The sequence below is a fragment of the Pararhizobium sp. LjRoot235 genome, from assembly GCF_964254145.1.
Classification (GTDB): Bacteria; Pseudomonadota; Alphaproteobacteria; order Rhizobiales; family Rhizobiaceae; genus Pararhizobium.
Window position 1 is genome coordinate 1886454 of sequence record NZ_CAXUSP020000001.1, and the last position, 20372, is coordinate 1906825.

At 63.2% G+C, this 20372-nt stretch carries 11 protein-coding genes and 1 pseudogene; 8 read left to right on the plus strand and 4 right to left on the minus strand.

Features of this window, described 5'->3' with window-relative positions:
- The first annotated feature begins 7 nt into the window (after positions 1–7).
- Complete coding sequence (locus tag ACSQ2Z_RS08965) at positions 8–952, plus strand: FecR family protein (protein ID WP_436080879.1); 945 nt, start codon at positions 8–10, stop codon at positions 950–952.
- A 78-nt stretch (positions 953–1030) separates the two neighbouring features.
- Here the strand turns inward: ACSQ2Z_RS08965 and ACSQ2Z_RS08970 are convergent, their stop codons facing one another.
- The 3 genes from ACSQ2Z_RS08970 to ACSQ2Z_RS08980 form a co-directional block, all read right to left on the minus strand.
- Entirely contained in the window at positions 1031–3211 is a 2181-nt protein-coding gene (locus ACSQ2Z_RS08970) for a CHASE2 domain-containing protein (protein WP_436080880.1), read from the minus strand.
- Between the two features lie 1132 nt (positions 3212–4343).
- On the minus strand, positions 4344–6848 hold the full coding sequence (locus ACSQ2Z_RS08975) for an ATP-dependent helicase (protein WP_436080881.1): 2505 nt from the start codon (positions 6846–6848) through the stop codon (positions 4344–4346).
- A gap of 103 nt (positions 6849–6951) precedes the next feature.
- Entirely contained in the window at positions 6952–7362 is a 411-nt protein-coding gene (locus tag ACSQ2Z_RS08980; RefSeq protein ID WP_436080882.1) for a carboxymuconolactone decarboxylase family protein, read from the minus strand.
- 184 nt (positions 7363–7546) lie between these two features.
- On the opposite strand from ACSQ2Z_RS08980, the gene ACSQ2Z_RS08985 reads away from it, so the two are divergent.
- Positions 7547–8764 carry an efflux RND transporter periplasmic adaptor subunit gene (locus ACSQ2Z_RS08985; protein WP_436080883.1) on the plus strand — a complete coding sequence of 406 codons (1218 nt, stop codon included), beginning with the start codon at positions 7547–7549 and terminating at the stop codon, positions 8762–8764.
- Positions 8761–11901 (plus strand): efflux RND transporter permease subunit, encoded by a 3141-nt coding sequence (locus tag ACSQ2Z_RS08990; RefSeq protein ID WP_436080884.1) that lies wholly within the window; start codon positions 8761–8763, stop codon positions 11899–11901. The genes ACSQ2Z_RS08985 and ACSQ2Z_RS08990 overlap by 4 nt, the downstream gene beginning before the upstream one ends.
- Before the next feature lie 287 nt (positions 11902–12188).
- On the opposite strand, the gene ACSQ2Z_RS08995 is transcribed toward ACSQ2Z_RS08990, so the two are convergent.
- Positions 12189–12620, minus strand: a complete 432-nt coding sequence (locus tag ACSQ2Z_RS08995) for a winged helix-turn-helix transcriptional regulator (RefSeq protein WP_436080885.1) — start codon at positions 12618–12620, stop codon at positions 12189–12191.
- An 88-nt stretch (positions 12621–12708) separates the two neighbouring features.
- On the opposite strand from ACSQ2Z_RS08995, the gene ACSQ2Z_RS09000 reads away from it, so the two are divergent.
- The 5 genes and pseudogenes from ACSQ2Z_RS09000 (at position 12709) to ACSQ2Z_RS09020 (ending at position 20361) form a co-directional block, all read left to right on the plus strand.
- On the plus strand, positions 12709–13524 hold the full coding sequence (locus tag ACSQ2Z_RS09000) for an oxidoreductase (RefSeq protein ID WP_436080886.1): 816 nt from the start codon (positions 12709–12711) through the stop codon (positions 13522–13524).
- 51 nt (positions 13525–13575) lie between these two features.
- Positions 13576–14577: an NADP-dependent oxidoreductase gene (locus ACSQ2Z_RS09005; RefSeq protein WP_436080887.1), complete on the plus strand. Its 1002-nt coding sequence runs from the start codon at positions 13576–13578 to the stop codon at positions 14575–14577.
- 113 nt (positions 14578–14690) lie between these two features.
- Positions 14691–14796: pseudogene (locus ACSQ2Z_RS09010) on the plus strand (IS5/IS1182 family transposase); the annotation flags it as partial.
- A 229-nt stretch (positions 14797–15025) separates the two neighbouring features.
- Positions 15026–16435 carry an FAD-binding oxidoreductase gene (locus ACSQ2Z_RS09015; RefSeq protein ID WP_436080888.1) on the plus strand — a complete coding sequence of 470 codons (1410 nt, stop codon included), beginning with the start codon at positions 15026–15028 and terminating at the stop codon, positions 16433–16435.
- Between the two features lie 95 nt (positions 16436–16530).
- Complete coding sequence (locus ACSQ2Z_RS09020) at positions 16531–20361, plus strand: AsmA family protein (RefSeq protein ID WP_436080889.1); 3831 nt, start codon at positions 16531–16533, stop codon at positions 20359–20361.
- The last annotated feature ends 11 nt before the right edge of the window (positions 20362–20372 follow it).

The following is a 20372-nucleotide window of genomic DNA, read 5'->3' on the forward strand; positions in this document are numbered from 1 at the left end:
GGGGGAGATGCTTACTCCAGATCGGGCCGTCGTCGTCGCGTTCAGTCTGTTGCTCTCCGCTGCAACCCCGTCCGTTGCTGCGCAATCGATCGGCAAGGCCATCCACATCAAGACTGCGGTGACGGGCGCGAGCGGTGAGCTCGCGGTCGACGATCCGGTGTTCCAGGACGAACGGATCAGCACGTCCCGATCCGGGCTGGGCCAGTTTGTCTTCCGGGATGGGACCAAGCTTGCCGTGGGGTGGGGCTCATCCGTGGTGATCGACAAGTTCGTCTTCGATGGCTCGCGTTCGGTGAAGAAGTTCACCGTCAAGGCGGCCAAGGGTACGTTTCGCTGGATAAGCGGAAACTCCAGACACGCCGCCTACGAGATTTTGACGCCAGCCGGCACGATCGGCGTTCGCGGGACCGTGTTCGATTTCTATGTCGGTGCGGACGGCACGACCGCGATGGTGCTGTTGGGCGGATCGGCCAGTTTCTGCGGCCCGGGCGGCTGTCGAGAATTGAGGCGGCGTTGCGACTGCGTGGTTGCCACCCGTAACGGAGGTCTGACCGAAACCCGCCCGGTCGACCGCAGCATCTTCAAGACACTCGGCAATACCAAGGCGCTGCCGTTCCTCTCCGGCAGCCAGAGGCTTTCAGCGAGCGGCGGCGGCTGCGGCCTTGCGAATGTTGTTGATATTCGGCCCGACCGCATCCCTGCGACCGTTCGCGAGCAGCGCGACGTGCCGCCGGATATACCCGACAAGGACGATAAGCCCGACACGCCGGATAAGGACAAGCCGGATAAGGACAGGCCGGACAAGCCGCACGACCGCGACAGGCACCACAACCATCATGATCGTGACGGCAACAGCATCGATGACGGCAGCCAGCATCACGGTGATCACGACGACGGCTACCATCGCGGCCAGAACAAGGACCGCGGCGATCACGGCAAGAGCGGGAAATGACAGGAGGTATCGACGCGGTCGTGGCGCCCGCAATTTTGCCGTCGACGTACAGCCGAGGTGCCACTGTAGCATGAGGTGTCACGTTTTCCCATCAGGAAGGACGCGCGGCGCTGCGGCGGGCCGCTGGAGAAAATGGTCGGCTCGGCGCGAGATGCGGCGATAGAATTCCGCCAGCCCCACCGGCAACTCCGCCGCCCCGCGTTTTGCAACGCGCAGCATTTTGCGGGCAGCCGGCGACCGCGATGCCATGGCTTCAATCAGTTGCCCGTGAACATGCTTCAATGTGGCAAAATGGGGGGAGATGGCGAGGCGCTCGTCGCCGATCACCGCGAAGGTGCGGGTTCGCGTACTCTTACCCTTGAGCGCCAACGCACCCGCCTCAAGAAGCGCATACTGCGGCGCCAGGCTCGCAGTGCTCTCGGACACCAGAATGTCGAAACAGACGTCCTTGCAGGCCGCCTCGATGCGTGCTGTGACGTTGACGGTATCGCCCACGGCCGAATAATTGAAATGGGTCTCGGCGCCCATATTTCCGACGCAGGCCAGACCGGTATGGATACCGATGCCGATGCCGACGGACTGTCCATTTCCAAACCCGAAAGCGTCATCGGCATTGAGGCGGGCAAGCGTCTCGCGCATGGCCAATGCGGCACGGACTGCCTTGGCCGCATGGTCGCCGATATCGACGGGCGCATTCCAGAAGGCCATGATCGAATCCCCGATGAACTTGTCGAGGGTGCCTTCGTTCTCGATGACATGGCGGCTCAGCGCATCAAGAAGGGTGTTCAGGAATCCGACGACGGCGGTGGGCGCCAACCGCTCGCTGATCTCGGTGAAGTTGCGGATGTCGACGAACATCACCGTCAATTCCCGGTCGTCGCCGCCGAGACGCAGGGCGCCCTGGGTGTGCTCGATGCGATAGAGCAGCGAGGGGGAAAGGTAGTGGCCAAAGGCGGCGCGGACCTCCCGGCGTTCCCGGTCGATCACCAGGAAACGGAACGCGGTTGCCGCGAAATGCGTCATCGAGCCGCTGATGATCGGCGCCAGGGGATCAAGCAGGAGGCCGCCGTAGAGGAAGGCAAGCCACGAGGCGGCAAGAGCGAGCGCCGTGATCAGCAGCCCGCAGGCCAGCGCCACGGCGGGGCTGACGAATGTGGTCAGGATGACGAGCAGGGTGCCCGCAACCGCGATGGACAGGATTTCGAGGCCGTCGGCCCAGTCGGGCCGCGAGAGGAAGCGCCCGGCCAGGATCTGCTCGACGGTCTGGGCCTGAAGCGAGACGCCCGGCACGTTCTGCCCGAGCGCCGTCGTGCGAATGTCCTGGAGGCCTGCGGCCGAGGTGCCGACGAAGACGATGCTGCCTTGCATTGCCGCGGCTGTTTCGGGCGAAATCCCTTCGGCAGCCAGTATCTGTCGCGCCGAAATATACCTGTCCGCCCTGTCGGGAGTGACATAGAGCCAGAGTTCACCTGCTGCCGTCACCGGGACGACGAAATCTCCGATCTTGATCAGGGTAATGGTGTCCGGCACGTCCGGCGCATCGGCGAGCACGTAGGTGGACGCGCCCTGCGCGACGCGCAGCGCTTCGAGCGCAAGGTTGGGATAGAGCTGCTGCCCATCGCTCAAGAGCAGGGGCACGGTGCGCACCACCGCCGACGGATCGCCGGGGTTGAGGCTGATATGGCCGATGCCGGCGGCATTGGCCTCGAGTTGCGGGCGCAGGGGTGTCGCGCTGGTGATGCGGGGCGGCGCGTGGAAGGGCGGTTCGCCGGTGAAGGCAAAGCCGGCCTTTACCTGAGGCCGGTCGTTGCCCTCGTTGGAGAGTGCAAAGCCGAGCACGACCGGCTTTTCAGCAATCGAACGGGCGAAAATTTCGTCATTGTCCGGCAGCCGTTCAACGAGCGAGGGATCGACCCCGGCGACATCGCGCATGACCGTGCGTGGCGAAAGGCGATCGGGTTCGGAGAAGAGAATGTCGAATGCGATGGCCGCCGCTCCCATCTCCGAAAGCCTGTTCACCAGTTTGGCCATGCGGTCCCTCGGCCATGGCCATTGGCCGAATTCTTTCAGCGACGCTTCGTCTATGTCGACCACGCGGACCGGCAGATCCTGGAATGCCCGCGGCGCGATGCGCTGATACTCGTCGAAGGCCACTGCACGGGCCTGCCGCATGAGTTGAGGGTCACTGGCGCGCAACATCGTCAGGATCGCCACGATCATCAGACCGACGATGACGCCAACTTGCTGTGCACGTGTCATGACTACGCCATCCGCCCCTCTGGCATCGAGCCTAGCACAGCCGGCGCCGATGGGGAAAACAGGCGTTGGCGGCTGTGAGCGGGTGGCTTTCAGAAGGGACTTTTCCCGCTCGCACCGGTGCGGGCAGCAGATTCTTGTCGGGCGCCCTTTGTTGCTGCGGCCTCCTCTTTGGTGTCGTCATCCTCGGGCTTTACCCGAGGATCCAGAACCGGAGCCAACCCACGTCTGCGCGTTGGGTTTGCGTGTGGATCCTCGGGTCAAGCCCGAGGATGACGACCGGGAGGGCACGGTTCCATTCTTCACGCGCGATCGCTCGCCGTGTTTTTGGTTTCTGTTCGGACGGGGCGCTGAAAGCTGCCTCGTATGAATAGAATAGGTGACACCTCTCAGCGCCCCGTTCGGCGGTTTTTGCCCGCAAACTCGTTCCGCTACGGCCTTGTCGGCCCTCTGTGCGATTGCACGCCCGCAGCAGCATCGGCCTGCGGAGGGGAACCTTCTTGCGAGCCCCAGCCTCGGGGACTTCCGTCCTTTCCCCGAACCCGGCGCCGGCCCCGCCTCGCAGCCACGGCTGGCAGCGTATCCGTGGGCGGGACGAGCGGATTATGGCATGGATGTAAGGGGCGGGGAGTTTGCGGGTGATTTTTTTCGCGGCTGCGGGTCGGCATTGGCGCTTGACCGAAGTTTGTGGGCTTGGCTTTGGGCTTTGGAGAGCGCGGCTGTGGATCCTCGGGTCAAGCCCGAGGATGACGGAGGGGAGGTGGGCGTGGAGGACCATCGCTGGCTTTGTGTTTCAATATGCTGTTGTAGGATGACGGTGGGGAGGGAGGACTGTCGATGAACGGTAAGCCTTGATGGGCAGGATGGTTATAGGGAGGCTGCCTAAGAAGGGTTGTCATCCTCAGGCTTGATCCAAGGGACAAGCACGCGCATCGCCCGGATGTAAGCGTTGGTGACTACGGATGGATCCTCGGGTCAAGCCCGAGGATGACGGAGGGGAGGTGGGCGTGGAGGACCATCGCTGGCTTGGTGTTTCAATCTGCTTTTGTAGTTGTCGGTTTTTTTCAATCCGAATCCCCAAAGCCGTCATCCTCGGGCTTTACCCGAGGATTGACCCGAGGATCCAAGCCGAGCGTCACACCCGCTCGACAAACCCGTCCAGCACCCGTTTCTGCCCGGCCCGGTCGAAGTCGATCGTCAGCTTGTTGCCCTCGATCCCGGCAATATTGCCGTTGCCGAACTTGATGTGGAATACGCGGTCGCCGACGTTGAATTTCGAAGGTTCGTCGATCTTCGACTTGGCGACGAGCTCGCCGTCGATGGTGCGGGCGCGGGGGCCGCTCTCACCGTAGCCAATGCGCTCTATGCCGACGCCGGAGCGGCTGCCCCAGTTGTCGCGAGTGGCGTCGGTCTTGTGGGCCTGGGCGCGTTTCCAGCCGGGGGTGGAATAGGAATTGGCAAACGGCTCCTGCTTGTCGAAGCGCGACTGGCCGTAACCGCCGCGGTTGTAGCCGCCATAGGACTGTTCGGTCTCGGCGACGTCGACATGGGTGACGGGCAATTCGTCGAGGAAGCGCGAGGGCAGCGTCGATTGCCACAAGCCGTGGATGCGGCGGTTGGAGACGAACCAGATGTGGCAGCGGCGTTTTGCCCGCGTCAGGCCGACATAGGCGAGGCGGCGTTCTTCCTCAAGGCCCGAGCGGCCGCCTTCGTCGAGCGCACGCTGGTGCGGGAAGAGGCCTTCTTCCCAGCCGGGCAGGAAGACGGTTTCGAACTCGAGGCCCTTGGCTGAATGCAAAGTCATGATCGAGACGGCGTCGAGGTTTTCGTTCTGCTCGGCATCCATGACCAGCGCGATATGTTCGAGGAAGCCGCGCATGCTCTCGAACGCCTCCATCGAGCGGATGAGTTCCTTGAGGTTTTCGAGCCGCCCGGGCGCTTCGGCCGATTTGTCGTTCTTCCACATGTCCGTGTAGCCGGACTCTTCGAGGATGGTTTCGGCAAGCTCCGTATGCGGCGTGGTTTCAAGCAGGCCCTGCCAGCGCTTGAACATGGTGACGACGTCGAACAGCGATTTGCGCGGCTTGGCCTTCATCTCGTCGGTTTCGATGAGATCGGCAGCCGCTGCGAGCATCGGGATATTCCGGCTGCGGGCATAGTCGTGAAGGCTGCGCACCGTCGTATCGCCAAGGCCGCGCTTCGGGGTGTTGACGATGCGTTCGAAGGCGAGGTCGTCGGCGGGCTGGCAGACGAGGCGGAAATAGGCGAGCGCATCGCGGATTTCGAGCCGCTCGTAGAAGCGCGGGCCGCCGATGACACGGTAGTTGAGGCCGAGCGTGACGAAGCGGTCTTCGAACTCGCGCATCTGGAAGGAGGCGCGCACCAGGATCGCCATGTCGTTGAGATTGTGGTTCTGGCGCTGGAGCTGCTCGATCTCCTCGCCGACGGCGCGGGCTTCCTCTTCGGAATCCCAGGCGGCATGCACCTGCACCTTGTCGTCGTCCGGGTTGGTGCGGTCGGTGAACAGCGTCTTGCCGAGGCGGCCTTCATTGTGGGCGATCAGATGGGCGGCGGCGCCGAGGATGTGCTCCGTCGAGCGGTAGTTGCGCTCCAGCTTGATGACCTTGGCGCCGGGAAAATCCTTCTCGAAGCGCAGGATGTTGTCGACCTCGGCACCGCGCCAGCCATAGATCGACTGGTCGTCGTCGCCGACGCAGCAAATGTTGACGGTGCCGCCTCTGATCTCCCCCTCAGGGGGGGAGATTGGGCCGCGTGCGCGCGGCCGTTGGGCAAGCAGCCGCAGCCACATATACTGGGCGGTGTTGGTGTCCTGGTACTCGTCTACGAGGATATAGCGGAACTTGTCGTGATATTCGCGCAAGATATCCGGATGGGCGCGGAACGTGCGGATCGGGTGGAGCAACAGATCGCCGAAATCGCAGGCGTTCAGCGTCATCAGCCGGGCCTGGTAGGCGGCGTAGAGTTCGCGGCCCTTGCCGTTGGCAAAGGCGCGGGCATCGCCTTCGGGGATGTCGGCAGGGCCGAAGCCCTTGTTCTTCCAACCGTCGATCAACTGGGCAAATTGCTTGGCCGGCCAGCGCTTGTCGTCGATGCCCTCGGCCTGGATGATCTGCTTGATCAGCCGCACCACGTCGTCCGTGTCGAGGATGGTGAACGAGGACTTGAGCCCGACAAGTTCGGCATGGCGACGCAACAATTTGACGCCGATCGAGTGGAAGGTGCCCATCCAGGGCATGCCCTCGACGGCTGAGCCGACCAATACGCCGATACGTTCCTTCATTTCGCGTGCCGCCTTGTTGGTGAAGGTGACGGCGAGGATCTGGCTCGGATAAGCGCGGCCGGTCGACAGGATATGGGCGATGCGGGTGGTGAGCACGCGGGTCTTGCCGGTGCCGGCGCCGGCGAGCACGAGAACAGGGCCATCGAGGGTTTCGACGGCGTCGCGCTGTTCCGGGTTCAGGCCGGAGAGATAATCGGGCGCCCGATGCTGGTCACGTGCTGCCATGGCGCGGGCGGCGATGCCGCCTGAGGGCGCTGGCGGCACCGGCCCATGGCCGCGCGCGGGGCGCGGCGCCGGCTCCTCATCGAAGAAGGGAATGTCGTCAAATCCATTGCTCATGCGGCTCAATGTAGTGATTCGGTGCCGAAAGGCCAGAATTCCGTTCTTCTTTTATTCCGTGAAGTCCAGCTTCATTGCGCAAACAACCGCGTTTCCGCCGCGATCAGGGCCGATGATCGGCATCGAAGGCGGGATCGACCGGGACCTGCAGCGCCGTCGCCAGCTGGTTGGTCTTGCCGGCGAGCGAAATGACGCGCAGGAGATCGGCATGCTTTTCGGCGGTCATGCCCTTGGCCCTCGCAGCGGCCGTATGGGAATGGGCGCAGTAGCCGCAGCCATTGGTGACGGAGACGGCGATATAGAGCATCTCCTTGGTCAGCGGATCGAGCGCGGACGGCGTTGCCATCACCGCCTTGACCTCGGCCCAGGTGTCTTCGAGCAGGCCGGGATCGAAGGCGAGGTAGTGCCACATATTATTGATGAAGTCCGACTTGCGGGTGGTGCGGATGTCGTCGAACACCACTTTGACGCGGGGATCGGATTCCGGGCTCTGATTTTTGGCGATGGTGCTCATGGGGTCTCCGGGCTGAATTGACGGGCCAGCGGCCGCGCTGGGCCGAAAATGGCTTTCATTACAATTGCGTAATGATGGTATTGTGGCATTGCCCGCGCCGCGGCAAAAGGGGATAGTTGGCCTTGTTTGATGGACCCCGCGCGCTGTTGCTGCCGGGAGCCGTGGATTTCAATGGAGTTCGTTGATGCGGCTTTGGAAGCAGCTGTTGATCAGCCTGGTCATTCTCGTGGTGGGTCTTGGTATTTGGGTCCGCTTCGTGCCGGGCGCCGGCGCGATGCTTGCCAAGGCGGGCGTACCCGAGCAACTGCTGGTTTTAGCCGCAAAGCCGGCGGATGGTGCCGCGGAAGGACAAGGACAAGGTTCGGGACAAGGGTCGGGCCGGCGCGGGCAGGCTGGCGGTGCGCCGCTCGTCGTCACGCAGCCGGTGGATAGCGCCGTTGTCAATGACAGGCTGAACGCGATCGGCAATGGCGAGGCCATCGTCTCCGTTGCCGTCACGCCGCAGGCGACCGGCAATCTGATCGAGATTCTCGCCAAATCCGGCGATCGGATCAAGAAGGGGCAGGTCATTGCCCGGCTCGACAGCGATGAACAGAAGATCGCGGCGGCCCAGGCCAAAGTCGCCGTCGACAGTGCCCGCGAAAAGGTCGAGCGCAACCGCAAGCTCGGCGATGCCGTCTCCGTTGCCGTATTGCGCGAGGCGGAATTCGCCATGCAGGCCGCCAAACTCGCCCTGCAGACGGCCGAACTCGATCTCAAACGCCGCGACATCGTCGCGCCGTCCGGCGGCATCGTCGGCATCATCACCGTCAATCCGGGCGACTACGTCACGACCTCGACGCCGGTCGCCGTCGTTGACGACCGCTCGCAGATCCTCGTCGATTTCTGGGCGCCGGAGCGGTTCTCAACGAAGATCTCCGTCGGACAGGCGGTCACTGCGTCGGCCATCGCTCTGCCGGGTTCGGAGTTTTCCGGTGCCATTCACGCCATCGACAACCGCATCGACCAGGCAAGCCGGACGCTGAGGGTCAGGGCGCGGATCGATAATCCCAATGATACTTTGCGGGCCGGCATGTCCTTCTCGGTCTCGGTCCGTTTCCCCGGCGACAAGTATCCGACGGTCAATCCGCTGGCGATCCAGTGGAGCGCCGACGGCTCCTATGTCTGGCGCGTCGATGAGGACAAGTCGCAGAAGATTCCGGTCAAGATCATCCAGCGCAATTCCGACAAGGTGCTGGTCGAGGCCAAGCTTGCCAAGGGCGATGCCGTGGTGATGGAAGGCGTGCAGCGCCTGCGTGACGGCGGCACCGTGCGTGTGGCGAGCGACGAGCAGCCGCGGCAACAGAAGCCGCAACAGAGCGGTCAGGAACAGAAGGTCTCCGAAACGGAGGCCACGAAATGAGCGGGGGCGGCGAGCATCACGAGGCAGGGCGCACGGCCGGTTTTACCGCATTGTTCATTCGCCGCCCGATTTTCGCGCTGGTGGTCAACACGCTGATCATCGTTGCCGGCCTCGCGGCCTTGAATGGCATCGAGATTCGCGAGTTGCCCCAGGTGGATCAGCCGGTGGTGTCCGTCAACACGACCTTCGACGGCGCTTCGCCGGAGACGGTCGACCGTGAGCTGACCTCGGTGATCGAGGGCGCCGTGTCGCGCGTGCAGGGCATCAAGGAGATTTCCTCGACTTCGCAATATGCCCAGAGCCGCGTCACGCTGCAATTTTCCGATACGACCGATATCGGCCAGGCCTCCAACGATATCCGCGATGCGCTCGGCCGGGTGGCGAACCAGCTGCCGGAAGATGCCGATGAGCCGCGCATCGTCAAGGCGGACGCCGACAGCCAGCCGATCCTTCGGCTGGCGCTGACGTCCGACACGCTGTCGATGGAAGACCTGACGCTGCTTGCCGAAAACGAGATCACCGACCGGCTTGCCGCCGTCGAGGGCGTTGCCGACGTGCAGATCAACGGCGACCAGGAGAAGATCTTCCGCATCGACGTCAATCAGTCGAAGCTGGCCTCGCGCGGATTGACCGTGGCCAATCTGCGCGACGCGCTGGCAACTGCCTCGCTCGACGTGCCGGCTGGATCACTGACCAGTGCCGACCAGGATATTTCGGTGCGCGCCACCGCGGGCCTGCAGACACCGGAAGAATTCGAAAACCTGATCCTCGGCGAGAATGTGCGGCTTGGTGACGTTGCGACGGTAACGCTCGGCCCTGATATCGGCACCTCGTCGCTGAGGTCCGACGGGCGCCAGGGCATCGGGCTTGGCATCATCCGGCAGGCGCAGTCGAACACGCTCGACATTTCCGAGGGCGTGAAGAAAGCAGTGGCAACGATCGACGAAATATTGCCTGAGGGCACGCAGCTTAAGGTGACCAGCGACGATGCCGTGTTCATCGAGGGCGCCATCCACGAGGTGGAAATTGCGCTCGCTGCTTCCGTGATCATCGTCACCATCGTCATCTATCTTTTCCTGCTCGATTGGCGGGCGACCCTCATCCCAACCCTCACCATGCCGATTGCGCTGGTCGGTACCTGTGCGGCGATCTATATCGCTGGTTTCTCGATCAACATCCTGACGCTGCTGGCGATCGTGCTGGCGACAGGGCTGGTGGTGGATGATGCGATCGTCGTGCTCGAAAACATCGTACGGCGACGTGGCGAGGGCATGGGGCCGCGGGCGGCGGCGGTGCTCGGTACGCTGGAAGTGTTCTTCGCCGTCATCGCTACGACGGCTACCCTTGCGGCGGTCTTCGTGCCGCTGTCGTTCCTGCCGGGACAGACGGGCGGGCTGTTCCGGGAGTTCGGCTTCGTGCTGGCCTTTGCCATCCTGCTCTCGGCTTTCGTGTCCTTGACGCTCTGCCCGATGCTGGCCTCGCGCATGCTGAAACCGCATGGCGAGGAGCATGGTCACACCGGCTTCATGGCCAGGATCGGCATTTTTGCGGCCGGTTTCTACCGGCGAACGCTGCGGGCCTGTCTCAACTCACCGCTGATCGTCTTCATGGTGGCAGTGATGGTGACTGCGGCGGGCGCCGGCGCCTTCACGCTGTTGAAGTCGGAACTGACGCCGACGGAGGACCGCGCCCGCATCATGCTGCGGATGCAGGCGCCGCAGGGCGTTTCGCTCGAATATACGCAGGCGCAAATGCGGCGGGTCGAAGAGGGGCTGAAGCCGCTGGTCGACAGCGGCGAGATCGCCAACATCTTCTCCATTTCCGGCCAGGGCGGATCGGTAAACAGCGGCTTCATGGTGCTGACGCTGGCGCCCTGGAGCGACCGCGAGCGTACCCAGCAGCAGATTTCCGCCGACATCACCAAGATGACGACCAATATCCCGTCGATCCGGGTCTTCCCGATCCAGCCGAACAGCCTCGGCATCCGCGGCGCCGGCAATGGGCTGCAGGTGGCGCTGGTCGGCAACGACTACCGCAAACTCGGCGATGCGGCCGCAAAACTGGTGCGCCAGATGGAAGACACCGGCCGGTTTGAGAATGTCCGCCTGAACTACGAGGAGAACCAGGCGCAGCTTTCGGTGACGATCGATCGCGAACGGGCATCCGATCTCGGCATCGATATCAAGGGCTTGTCGGCGGCGCTGCAGGCGATGCTCGACGGCAACAGCGTGCTTGACGTCTATGTCGAGGGCGAGGCCTATCCGGTCAAGCTCCTGTCGACGACCAACCCGGTCAATGACCCGACCGACCTGCAGAACATCTTCCTGAAGACCGGCGACGGCAAGATCGTGCCGATGTCGTCGATCGCGACCGTCGAGGAAAAGGCGGTTGCGCCGCAGTTGGCGCGGGAATCGCAACTGCGTTCCGTGTCGCTGTCCGCCGGCCTGACATCCGGTCTTGCGCTCGGCGACGCGCTGACGATGGTAGAGCAGATGGCTGAGCCGCTCTTGCCGCCGGGCTCACGCGTCGTGCCGCTTGCGGAGGCCGCGACGCTCGACGAGAACGCCAACGGCATGTTCATCACCTTCGGCTTTGCGCTCGTCATCATCTTCCTGGTGCTGGCCGCACAGTTCGAAAGCCTGGTCAGCGGCCTGATCATCATGTCAACCGTGCCGCTCGGCCTTGCCTGCGCCGTCTTTGCTATGGTGATGACCGGTAACACGCTGAACGTCTACAGCCAGATCGGCCTGGTGCTCCTGGTCGGCATCATGGCGAAGAACGGCATCCTGATCGTCGAGTTCGCCAACCAGCTGCGCGACCGTGGCGAAGACCTGCGCTCGGCGATCGAGAACGCAGCGAATATCCGGCTACGACCGGTGATGATGACGATGATCGCCACCATCGTCGGCGCCCTGCCGCTGGTGCTGGCGAGCGGCGCGGGCGCCGAGGCCCGCATCGCGCTCGGCGGAGTGCTGGTCGGTGGCCTCGGGCTTGCAACGGTCGTCACCCTCTATCTGACGCCGGTCGCCTATCTGGCCATCGCCCGGTTCACCAAGCCGCATGTCGATGAAGAACGGCGGCTGCACCGCGAGCTGGAGCAGGCCGAAGCGCTGCAACTGGCCGAAGCCGCGGAATAAAGGGCTCCTCCGGGCCGCCTTCCAGCCGGGATTTTCTGCACGTTCGGGGGAGGCAATTGCATAGGGATTTGCCGCTTGCTCCCTCTTCTCCGGCGACGAGGGGTTTTCTCGGTGATTTTGGCGCCAACCGCCCCCGCATCCGGCGCTTCGCGCCACCTTCTCCCCGCTGGGGAGAAGAGGGGCTTGCCGCAATCGCCTTCGATCCATATGCGACAGCCCCTCCGGGTCTTCTAGGAGGCAGCTTTCAACAGGAATCGTCAGGCGCCGTTTCAGCTGTGGTGAGCGGCTCATTCGGGGGCTGCGATGCGAATGGGACGTGTTCCGACCGGGGCGCCGGTCGCGCGGTCGATGGTGACGGGATCGATCTCCGTTCCGGTCTCGGCGTCGAAGAACCGGGTCACCTTGCCCCCGCCGCGATGTTTGCGTCCCCACGCGCCAATCGCAAACAGAACCGGCAGAAAGTCGCGGCCGGCTTCCGTCAGCACATATTCGTCCCGTGGCGGACGGTCGGAATAGCGGCGTTTCTCCAGCAGTCCCTCCTCGGTCAGGCCTGAAAGCCGCCCTGTCAGCATCGTCGGCGCGATACCGAGGCTCTTGCGAAAATCATCGAAGCGGGTCAGCCCCGCATGGGCGTCGCGCATGATCAGCATGCTCCATGCGTCCCCCACGAGCGCCAGGCTGCGGGCGATCAGGCAGGGCTGGTTCGAAAGATTCTTCATGTCGATATCTTTTTAGTAGTGACTTGCTATTAAATTGATAGTAACTGATTGTTCATCGATGTTCCACGACAAAATGAAGGCGGAAGAGATGAGCAAGACAGAACGCGGCGTTGCCCTGGTCACGGGGGCTTCCTCCGGTATCGGGCTGGTGACGGCACAAGCGCTGCGGCGCGATGGCTACCGTGTCTTCGGTACCAGCAGAAAGCCGATGCCAGTCACCGCGGATGGGATCACGATGCTGGTCTGCGACGTGATCGATGACGCATCCGTGCAGAGCGTCGTCGACGAGGTTCTAAGCCGCGCGGGGCGGATCGATCTTCTGGTCAACAATGCCGGCCTCGGCCTCTTAGGGGGCGCCGAGGAATCCTCGATCGCACAGGTGCAAGCCCTGTTCGACGTCAATCTGTTCGGCGTCATCCGCATGACCAATGCGGTGTTGCCGTCGATGCGGCGGCGCGGCAAAGGGCGCATCATCAACATCGGCTCGGTCTTGGGCCTCATACCTGCGCCGTATGCAGCTTATTATTCAGCCGCCAAACACGCAATCGAGGGCTATTCGGAATCACTGGATCATGAGGTTCGTGCCTTCAATATTCGCGTCTCGGTTATCGAGCCGGCGTTTGTCCGTACGGTCTTTGACCAGAATGGGATCAAGCCGGATTCCATATTGAATGAATATGATCGCGCTCGAGCTGACGTCGACGCGCTCCTTCGCGATGTGATGCCTAAAGCCGATCTGCCGGATGTGGTGGCCGATGTGGTCGTCAAGGCCGCGGCCGATGCCCGTCCGCGACGGCGCTATACCGCTGGCAAGGCAGCGCAGCAAATCAGCCTACTGCGCCGGTTTGCACCCGCAGAGATATTCGACAAGAGCTTGCGCAAGCAGTTCCGCTTGCCGGCCTGACGGCACTGCTGGCGGCGCTGCCGGCTCACCACAGAAACGAAAGTTAATCTGATGAAATCATTCCTGATCGATCGCTATGCGAAAGGCGGCGCTCTGCGGCTCGGCGAAAGCCCCCTGCCGGAGTTGCGCGAGAACGACGTCATGGTTGAGATTCATGCCGCCGGCGTGAACCCATTGGACAGCAAGATCAGGGACGGAGAGTTCAAGCTTATCCTGCCATACCGCCTTCCACTGGTGCTGGGCAACGATGTCGCGGGCACCGTCGTCCGGGTTGGGGCCAAGGTCCGGCATTTCAAGCCCGGTGACGAGGTCTATGCACGTCCGGCCCAGGATCGCATCGGGACATTTGCCGAGTATATCGCCATGGACGAGGCAGATGTGGCAATGAAACCGAACAATCTCACCATGGAAGAGGCTGCGTCCATCCCGCTTGTCGCCCTGACGGCGTGGCAGGCGCTTGTCGAGCGGGCCAATGTGCAGAAGGGGCAAAAGGTCCTGATCCATGCCGGCTCGGGCGGCGTGGGCACGATCGCGATCCAGCTTGCCAAGCATCTCGGGGCATATGTGGCCACGACCACGAGCACAGCAAATATCGCTCTTATGAAAAGCCTCGGTGCAGACGTCGTGGTCGATTACAAGAAGGACGACTTCGAGAAAGTGCTGCAGGGCTACGATGTCGTGCTGAACAGCCTCGGCAAGGATACGCTGGAGAAATCCCTTGATGTGCTGAAGCCAGGCGGGAAGCTGATCTCGATTTCCGGTCCGCCCGATCCGGACTTCGCGAGGCAGAACGGCTCCGGCTGGCTGCTTCGACAGGTCATGCGCCTGCTGAGCTACGGCATCCGGAGAAAATCGAAACGCGGAGGAATAAGCTATTCGTTTCTCTTCATGACGGCGAATGGCGGGCAACTCGGAAAGATCACTTCCCTGATCGACGCCGGTGACATACGCCCGGTGATGGACCGGGTCTTTCCGTTCGCGAGGACCAACGAGGCACTGGACTATGTCGAAACGGGTCGCGCGAAGGGGAAGGTCGTCGTCGCAGTGAAGTGACGTCTGGGAGGCAATAGGGGCCAAAGGCATTGCCACTTAGAGCGACGGATTGAACCAATTGCAGAGCAAGGAGGCACTGCAATGAGTGATTTAATGCCGTTATCCGCGCGCAAATGCGCCGAATAAAGCCGCACATTTCCAATGTCCCGCGGTATTCCGCGAGTGGATGATCGTAAGGTCACAAGTAGCAGTATATTCGGTCATCGCAGCGGATTGCGAAGGCCGCTGCATATGGACAGCGGTAGCCGTCATCTTCCGGCTCAGATTGACGAGGCCTGGTTCCAGGCTCTTTCTCCCCCTGTGTCCCGACTGTCTCACTTCGGCGCAATTCCATGCTAAACCGGTGCGGTTGAGGACGAGGTTCTGGACAAAATGATTCCGATTTGCACAGTAGCGCATTGAAATCTAAGTATTTCCGCGACGTGCAGCGGCAGTTCGGGAGGAAGGCATGGCGTTGAAGGCGATCAAGGCGGGCAGCCGCAACGAAACCGGCATAGCAACGGCCGTGCGGCTGATGAGCGAACGGTTCGGAGCGCGTTTCCAGACCGGTGAAGCCATCCGGGCGCAGCATGCCCACGCGACGACCTATATCCCGGCGCAATTGCCCGATGGCGTCGTCTTTCCGGAGAGTGCGGCGGAGGTCGAGGCGATCGTTTCGATCGCCAGCGAGCACGGCGTTCCGCTGATCGCCTTCGGCACGGGCTCGTCGCTTGAAGGCCATATCAATGCGCCGCACGGCGGCATCAGCGTCGATATGAGCCGCATGGACAAGGTGCTTGAAGTCAATGCCAGCGATTTCGATTGCACCGTCCAGCCGGGCATCACGCGCGAGGCGCTGAACATCTATCTGCGTGACACCGGCCTATTCTTCCCGATCGATCCGGGCGCCAATGCCTCGATCGGCGGCATGGCCTCGACGCGGGCATCGGGCACCAATGCGGTGCGCTACGGCACGATGAAGGACAATGTGCTCGCCGTGACCGCGGTGACGGCGGGCGGAAAGGAAATCCGCACGGCGCACCGGGCCAGGAAGTCGTCGGCGGGCTACGACCTCACCCGTCTTTTCGTGGGTGCCGAGGGCACGCTTGGCATCCTTACCTCGATCACGCTCAGGCTGCAGGGCATCCCTGAGGTGATCGCCGGCGGCGTCTGCTCGTTTCCTTCTGTCGGCGACGCCTGCAACACAGTGATCCTGACCATTCAGTCGGGCATTCCGGTGGCGCGAATCGAGCTTCTGGACGCCGTGCAGATGCGGGCGAGCAACGCCTATTCCGGATTGTCCTTTGCTGAAATGCCGACGCTGTTCGTCGAGTTTCACGGCGGTGCCGACAGCGTTGCGCTGCAATCGAAGCAATTCGGCGAGATCGCCGCCGAATTCGGCAGTTCCGAATTCCGCTGGACGGCCAATACCGAGGAGCGCAACGCACTGTGGAAAGCGCGGCACAATGCCTATTGGGCGCAGAAGAGCCTGGCGCCCGGGCTGGCTATACTCTCGACCGACGTCTGCGTGCCGATCTCGCGGCTTGCCGATTGCGTCGAGGCGACGCAGGAGGACATTCTCGCCAATGGCCTGATCGCCCCGATCGTCGGGCATGCGGGAGACGGGAACTTTCATGTCGGCCTGCTGTTCGACGACAAGGACGACACCGACATTGCCAAGGCGGAGGCATTCGTCGCCCGCCTCAACGAGCGGGCGCTGGCGATGGATGGCACCTGCACCGGCGAGCACGGCATCGGACAGGGCAAGATGCCGTTCCTCGAGGCTGAGCTTGGCGATGCGCTCGATCTGATGCGGCAGGTGAAGCGGGCGCTCGATCCGGGCAACATCTTCAATCCCGGCAAGATTTTTGCCATGTGAAAAGCCTGAAGCGGTGCTAATACCAATTATCGATGACAGGAGACGCTCCCAAGGGCGCCATCTTCCGCAGCAAACGGGTTTAGGACTTTCAACTGGTGCTTTCGCGAATTCTGGTTTTCGTCGGTGGTCTTCTGGTCGTGGCTTTGTTTGCCGCGCTGATTGCGCCACTGTTCGTTGACTGGACCGATTTTCGCAAGGATTTCGAGCGTGAGGCCAGCCGGATCATGGGCAAGCCAGTGGTCGTGCACGGCAGTGTCGATGCACGGCTGATCCCGTTTCCGTCGGTCACCCTCAATGATGTCCGCGTCGGCCAGTCCGAGCGCGGCGAGCCGCTGATTCAGGTCGCACATTTCTCGATGGATGCAGAGCTCGCGCCTTTCCTTTCCGGCGAAGCGCTGATCTTCGACATGCGGCTGGAACAGCCGAAGGCGAAGATACGGCTGCTGCCGGATGGTACGCTAGACTGGGCGCGCGGACGCAAGGCCTCCATTCCGGCAAAGGTCGTGGTCCTCGAAAACGTTGCCATTACCGGCGGCCAGATCGACTTCATCGACGAGCAGACGGGCCGGACCCGGCGGATCACCGGGCTCGAGGCCGATCTCTCGGCCCGATCGCTTGCCGGGCCGTGGAAGATGGAAGGCCGCGCGGCGCTAGACGGCGAGGCGGGGAGCTTCGCCTTTTCCAGCAGCGAGGCCGACGATGGAGCCGGAACGCTTGGCCTGCGGGCGCGACTGACGCCCGACAAACGCCCGTTTGGCGTGGAACTGGACGGCGACCTGAAGATCGTCGACTTCAAGCCGCTCTACCAGGGCAAGTTCACGCTGACCGAAAACAAGCCCGCCGAGGCGCAGCCGGTGTCCGATCAATCCGGCGCCCTGCGAGTGACGGGCGGTTTCGAGCTCACCAACGAGCGCATCCGCGTGCCCGAATACCGGCTCGAAATCGGCCCGAAGGACGATCCCTATCTGGTAACCGGCGAGGCGACGCTCGATACCGGCAAGGAACAGGAGTTCCTGCTTCTGGCCGATGGCCAGCAGATCGATGTCAGCCGCATCGGCAACACCGGTGAGGCGGGCAAGACCGGCCGCGACCCGGCAATCTCCGTTCGCCAGAGGCTGACTGCGATGATGGCGATCGCGGCGGATATCCCGATCCCCCAGGTGCCCGGCCGGGCGAGCTTGAAGCTGCCGGCGATCGTGATTGGCGATACGACAGTGCGCGATGTCCGCCTTGACCTCAGACCGGACGGGGCCGGCTGGATGGTCGACAACGCGGTGGCGCAACTGCCCGGCCGCACGCAGTTCGAGGCCAAGGGCAGGCTGCAGCTGAGCGGCCAGCGCGCCTTCCGCGGTGAAATGCTCGTCGCTTCCAACCAGCCGTCGGGCCTTGCGGCCTGGGTCGCCGGCTCGGTCGATCCTGCTATCCGCAAGCTGAAGACCGCCGGTTTTTCGGCCACCGTCAACCTTACCGACACGCTGCAACAGTTCGAGCGCCTCGAAGTCGCCGCCGGGCCCGCCGTCCTGCACGGCCGGATCGAGCGTCAGGCTCTCGATGGCGTTCCGCCAAACCTGTCGCTGCAGCTCAAGGGAAACCGCGTCGACCTGGAAGCGCTGCAGGCGCTGGCGGGGCTGGTGGCAGGCGACGCATCGAACGAAACGGTGCTGTCGCACACGATCGCCGCCGATCTTTCGGTCGAGCATTTCTCCGCTTTCGACGAGGATGCGAGCGACGTGCAACTGGTGGCGACCCTGAAAAACGGCCAGCTGCAGGCCGAGCGCGTCTCGATCGGCAATATCGCCGGAACACAACTAGCCTTGTCAGGCCGCATGAGCGGCGATCTGTCGACACCCGTGGTTTCGGCCAAGATGAAGCTTGCCTCGCCCGATCTGACGCCGTTCCTGAAGATGCTCGAGCGTCATGCGGTGGCCCACCCGGCGCTGGAGCGGCTGGTTAAGAGCGGGCCCTATTACACGGACACGGCTCTCGACGTGACCGTGACCTCCGGCGGCCAGGACGGCAAGGCGCCGGTGACCTTCGGCATTATCGGGACGGCGAACGGCACGAAGATCGCCGCCAACTACCAGGCGCCGAATGTGGCGCAGGCGATGACGGGCCAAGGCATCCTCTTGGAGGCGACGATGGAGAACCCTTCGACGCCGGTGCTGCTCGGCCAGATCGGCTTCGATCCGCTGCCGTTCGACGTTGAGAAGAATGCGATTTTCTCGGTCAAGCTGCAGGGCACGGACGGCCAGAAGGCCAACGGCTCGCTGACCTTTACCACCGAGCAGACGTCGTTGGCCGCCAATGGCGATATCGACCTGTCGCGCGAGAATTTCCTGTCCGGCCAGTCGAAGGTTACGCTGGAAAGCCGGGATTTCGAGCCGTTTTTGCTGTTGCAGGGCATTGGTCTGCCGCAGATGGGAACGGGGCTGCCGCTCGCCTTGAAGGCCGATATCGCGACGACGCCTGATGCAGTGACGCTCTCGGCAATCGAGGGCAAGGCCGACAGCAACGCCTTTTCCGGGACCATCGCCATCGACCGCAGGACGCCGGGCAAGGTGGCGGGGCAGATTGCGCTCGACACGCTTGATCTTGCCTGGATCGGCGAGGGCATCATCGGACCCGTCCAGGATACGACGAGCGGCGATCTGTCGACGTCGCCCGTCGTGCATCCGGCATGGAACGGGCTCGACGTCGCTCTCGATTTTTCAGCCAAGCGGTTCTGGCCGGGTATATACGGAGCCGTCTCCGACCTGACCGGCAAGCTCGTCTGGAAGGGCGACCAGATCGCGTTCGACACGCTCTCCGGCAATTGGCTCGGCGGCAAGGTCGAGGGCCGCCTGTTGCTCGGCAATGGCGACGGCTCCGGCTTTTTCCAGACGCGGCTTGACCTCAAGGATGCGGACCTGGCAGCAGCCGCCTGGAAAGCGGGCGGGGCGGCGGTGGCCGAGGGCAAGGCCGACCTGACGATTGCGATGGAGGCCTCCGGCAAGACCGCGCGGGCCATGGCCGAATCGGCCAGCGGATCCGGTACGGCGACGCTTCGCGATGCGGTCGTTCACGGGCTGAACACGGCGGCGCTGGCGGATATCATGGCGGTCGCCGATCGGCTGGAGGGGGAGATCACGGCGGATGTCATCAAGCCCATTGCCGAGAAGAATGTACTGACCGGGCAGGCGGCGCTGGGCGCGGTCACTGTGCCCTTCAACATTGCCGGGGGCACCTTGCGGGCGCAGAACGTGACGGCGGGCGATGCTGCTGCCGGTCTTTCCGCCGATGCGGAAATCAGCTTTCCGGACGAGCGGATGAGGGCGGGCGTGACCGTCGATTTCAATCCGGGCGAGGAGGCGCTGACTGGCGCCGAGGCGCAGGTGACGCTGGACTATGCCGGCCTGCTCAAGTCACCCGGCCTGACGCTCGATGCCACCGGCCTGTCGAATTTCCTGTCGCTCAGGGCCTTCGAGCGGGAACGCCGCCGTGTCGAGATGCTGCAGGCGAACGTCTTGGAAAAACAGCGGCTCAGACGGGAAGTGGCACTCTACAAGGCCAATGCCGCCGAGCGCGAGGCGGCGCGGCTGCGGGCCATGGAAGAAGAGCGGCGGCGCCAACTCGCCGTGGAAGCGGCAGCGCGGCAGAAGACGGAAGCCGAGGCAAGGGCGCTTGCCGAGAGAAAGGCGGCCGAGGAGGCGGCCGAGAAGAAGGCGGCAGAGGAGGCCGCTACGGCCAGGGCGGCGGCAGAGGCTGCGCGCAAGGCCGAGGAACAGAAGAACCTTCTGCCCTTCGATCCGACCGGGGGCGTGTTGCGGGGTGGCGCGCTGGCAGCGCCGCAGGACGGCGGCACGACCGGGCAGCCTGCCGATGAGCAGCCAACGGCTCCGCAGCCGGGACTTGATTTCAATACGCTGCCGGGTGTGACGGCGCAGTAGGACTGCAGCGG

What these genes read in the sequence shown, in the direction of transcription:
- ACSQ2Z_RS08965 (WP_436080879.1), top strand. Translation starts at nt 8, where the DNA reads ATGCTTACTCCAGATCGGGCCGTCGTCGTCGCGTTCAGTCTGTTGCTC.
- ACSQ2Z_RS08970 (WP_436080880.1), bottom strand. Translation starts at nt 3,211, where the DNA reads ATGACACGTGCACAGCAAGTTGGCGTCATCGTCGGTCTGATGATCGTG.
- ACSQ2Z_RS08975 (WP_436080881.1), bottom strand. Translation starts at nt 6,848, where the DNA reads ATGAGCAATGGATTTGACGACATTCCCTTCTTCGATGAGGAGCCGGCG.
- ACSQ2Z_RS08980 (WP_436080882.1), bottom strand. Translation starts at nt 7,362, where the DNA reads ATGAGCACCATCGCCAAAAATCAGAGCCCGGAATCCGATCCCCGCGTC.
- ACSQ2Z_RS08985 (WP_436080883.1), top strand. Translation starts at nt 7,547, where the DNA reads ATGCGGCTTTGGAAGCAGCTGTTGATCAGCCTGGTCATTCTCGTGGTG.
- ACSQ2Z_RS08990 (WP_436080884.1), top strand. Translation starts at nt 8,761, where the DNA reads ATGAGCGGGGGCGGCGAGCATCACGAGGCAGGGCGCACGGCCGGTTTT.
- ACSQ2Z_RS08995 (WP_436080885.1), bottom strand. Translation starts at nt 12,620, where the DNA reads ATGAAGAATCTTTCGAACCAGCCCTGCCTGATCGCCCGCAGCCTGGCG.
- ACSQ2Z_RS09000 (WP_436080886.1), top strand. Translation starts at nt 12,709, where the DNA reads ATGAGCAAGACAGAACGCGGCGTTGCCCTGGTCACGGGGGCTTCCTCC.
- ACSQ2Z_RS09005 (WP_436080887.1), top strand. Translation starts at nt 13,576, where the DNA reads ATGAAATCATTCCTGATCGATCGCTATGCGAAAGGCGGCGCTCTGCGG.
- ACSQ2Z_RS09015 (WP_436080888.1), top strand. Translation starts at nt 15,026, where the DNA reads ATGGCGTTGAAGGCGATCAAGGCGGGCAGCCGCAACGAAACCGGCATA.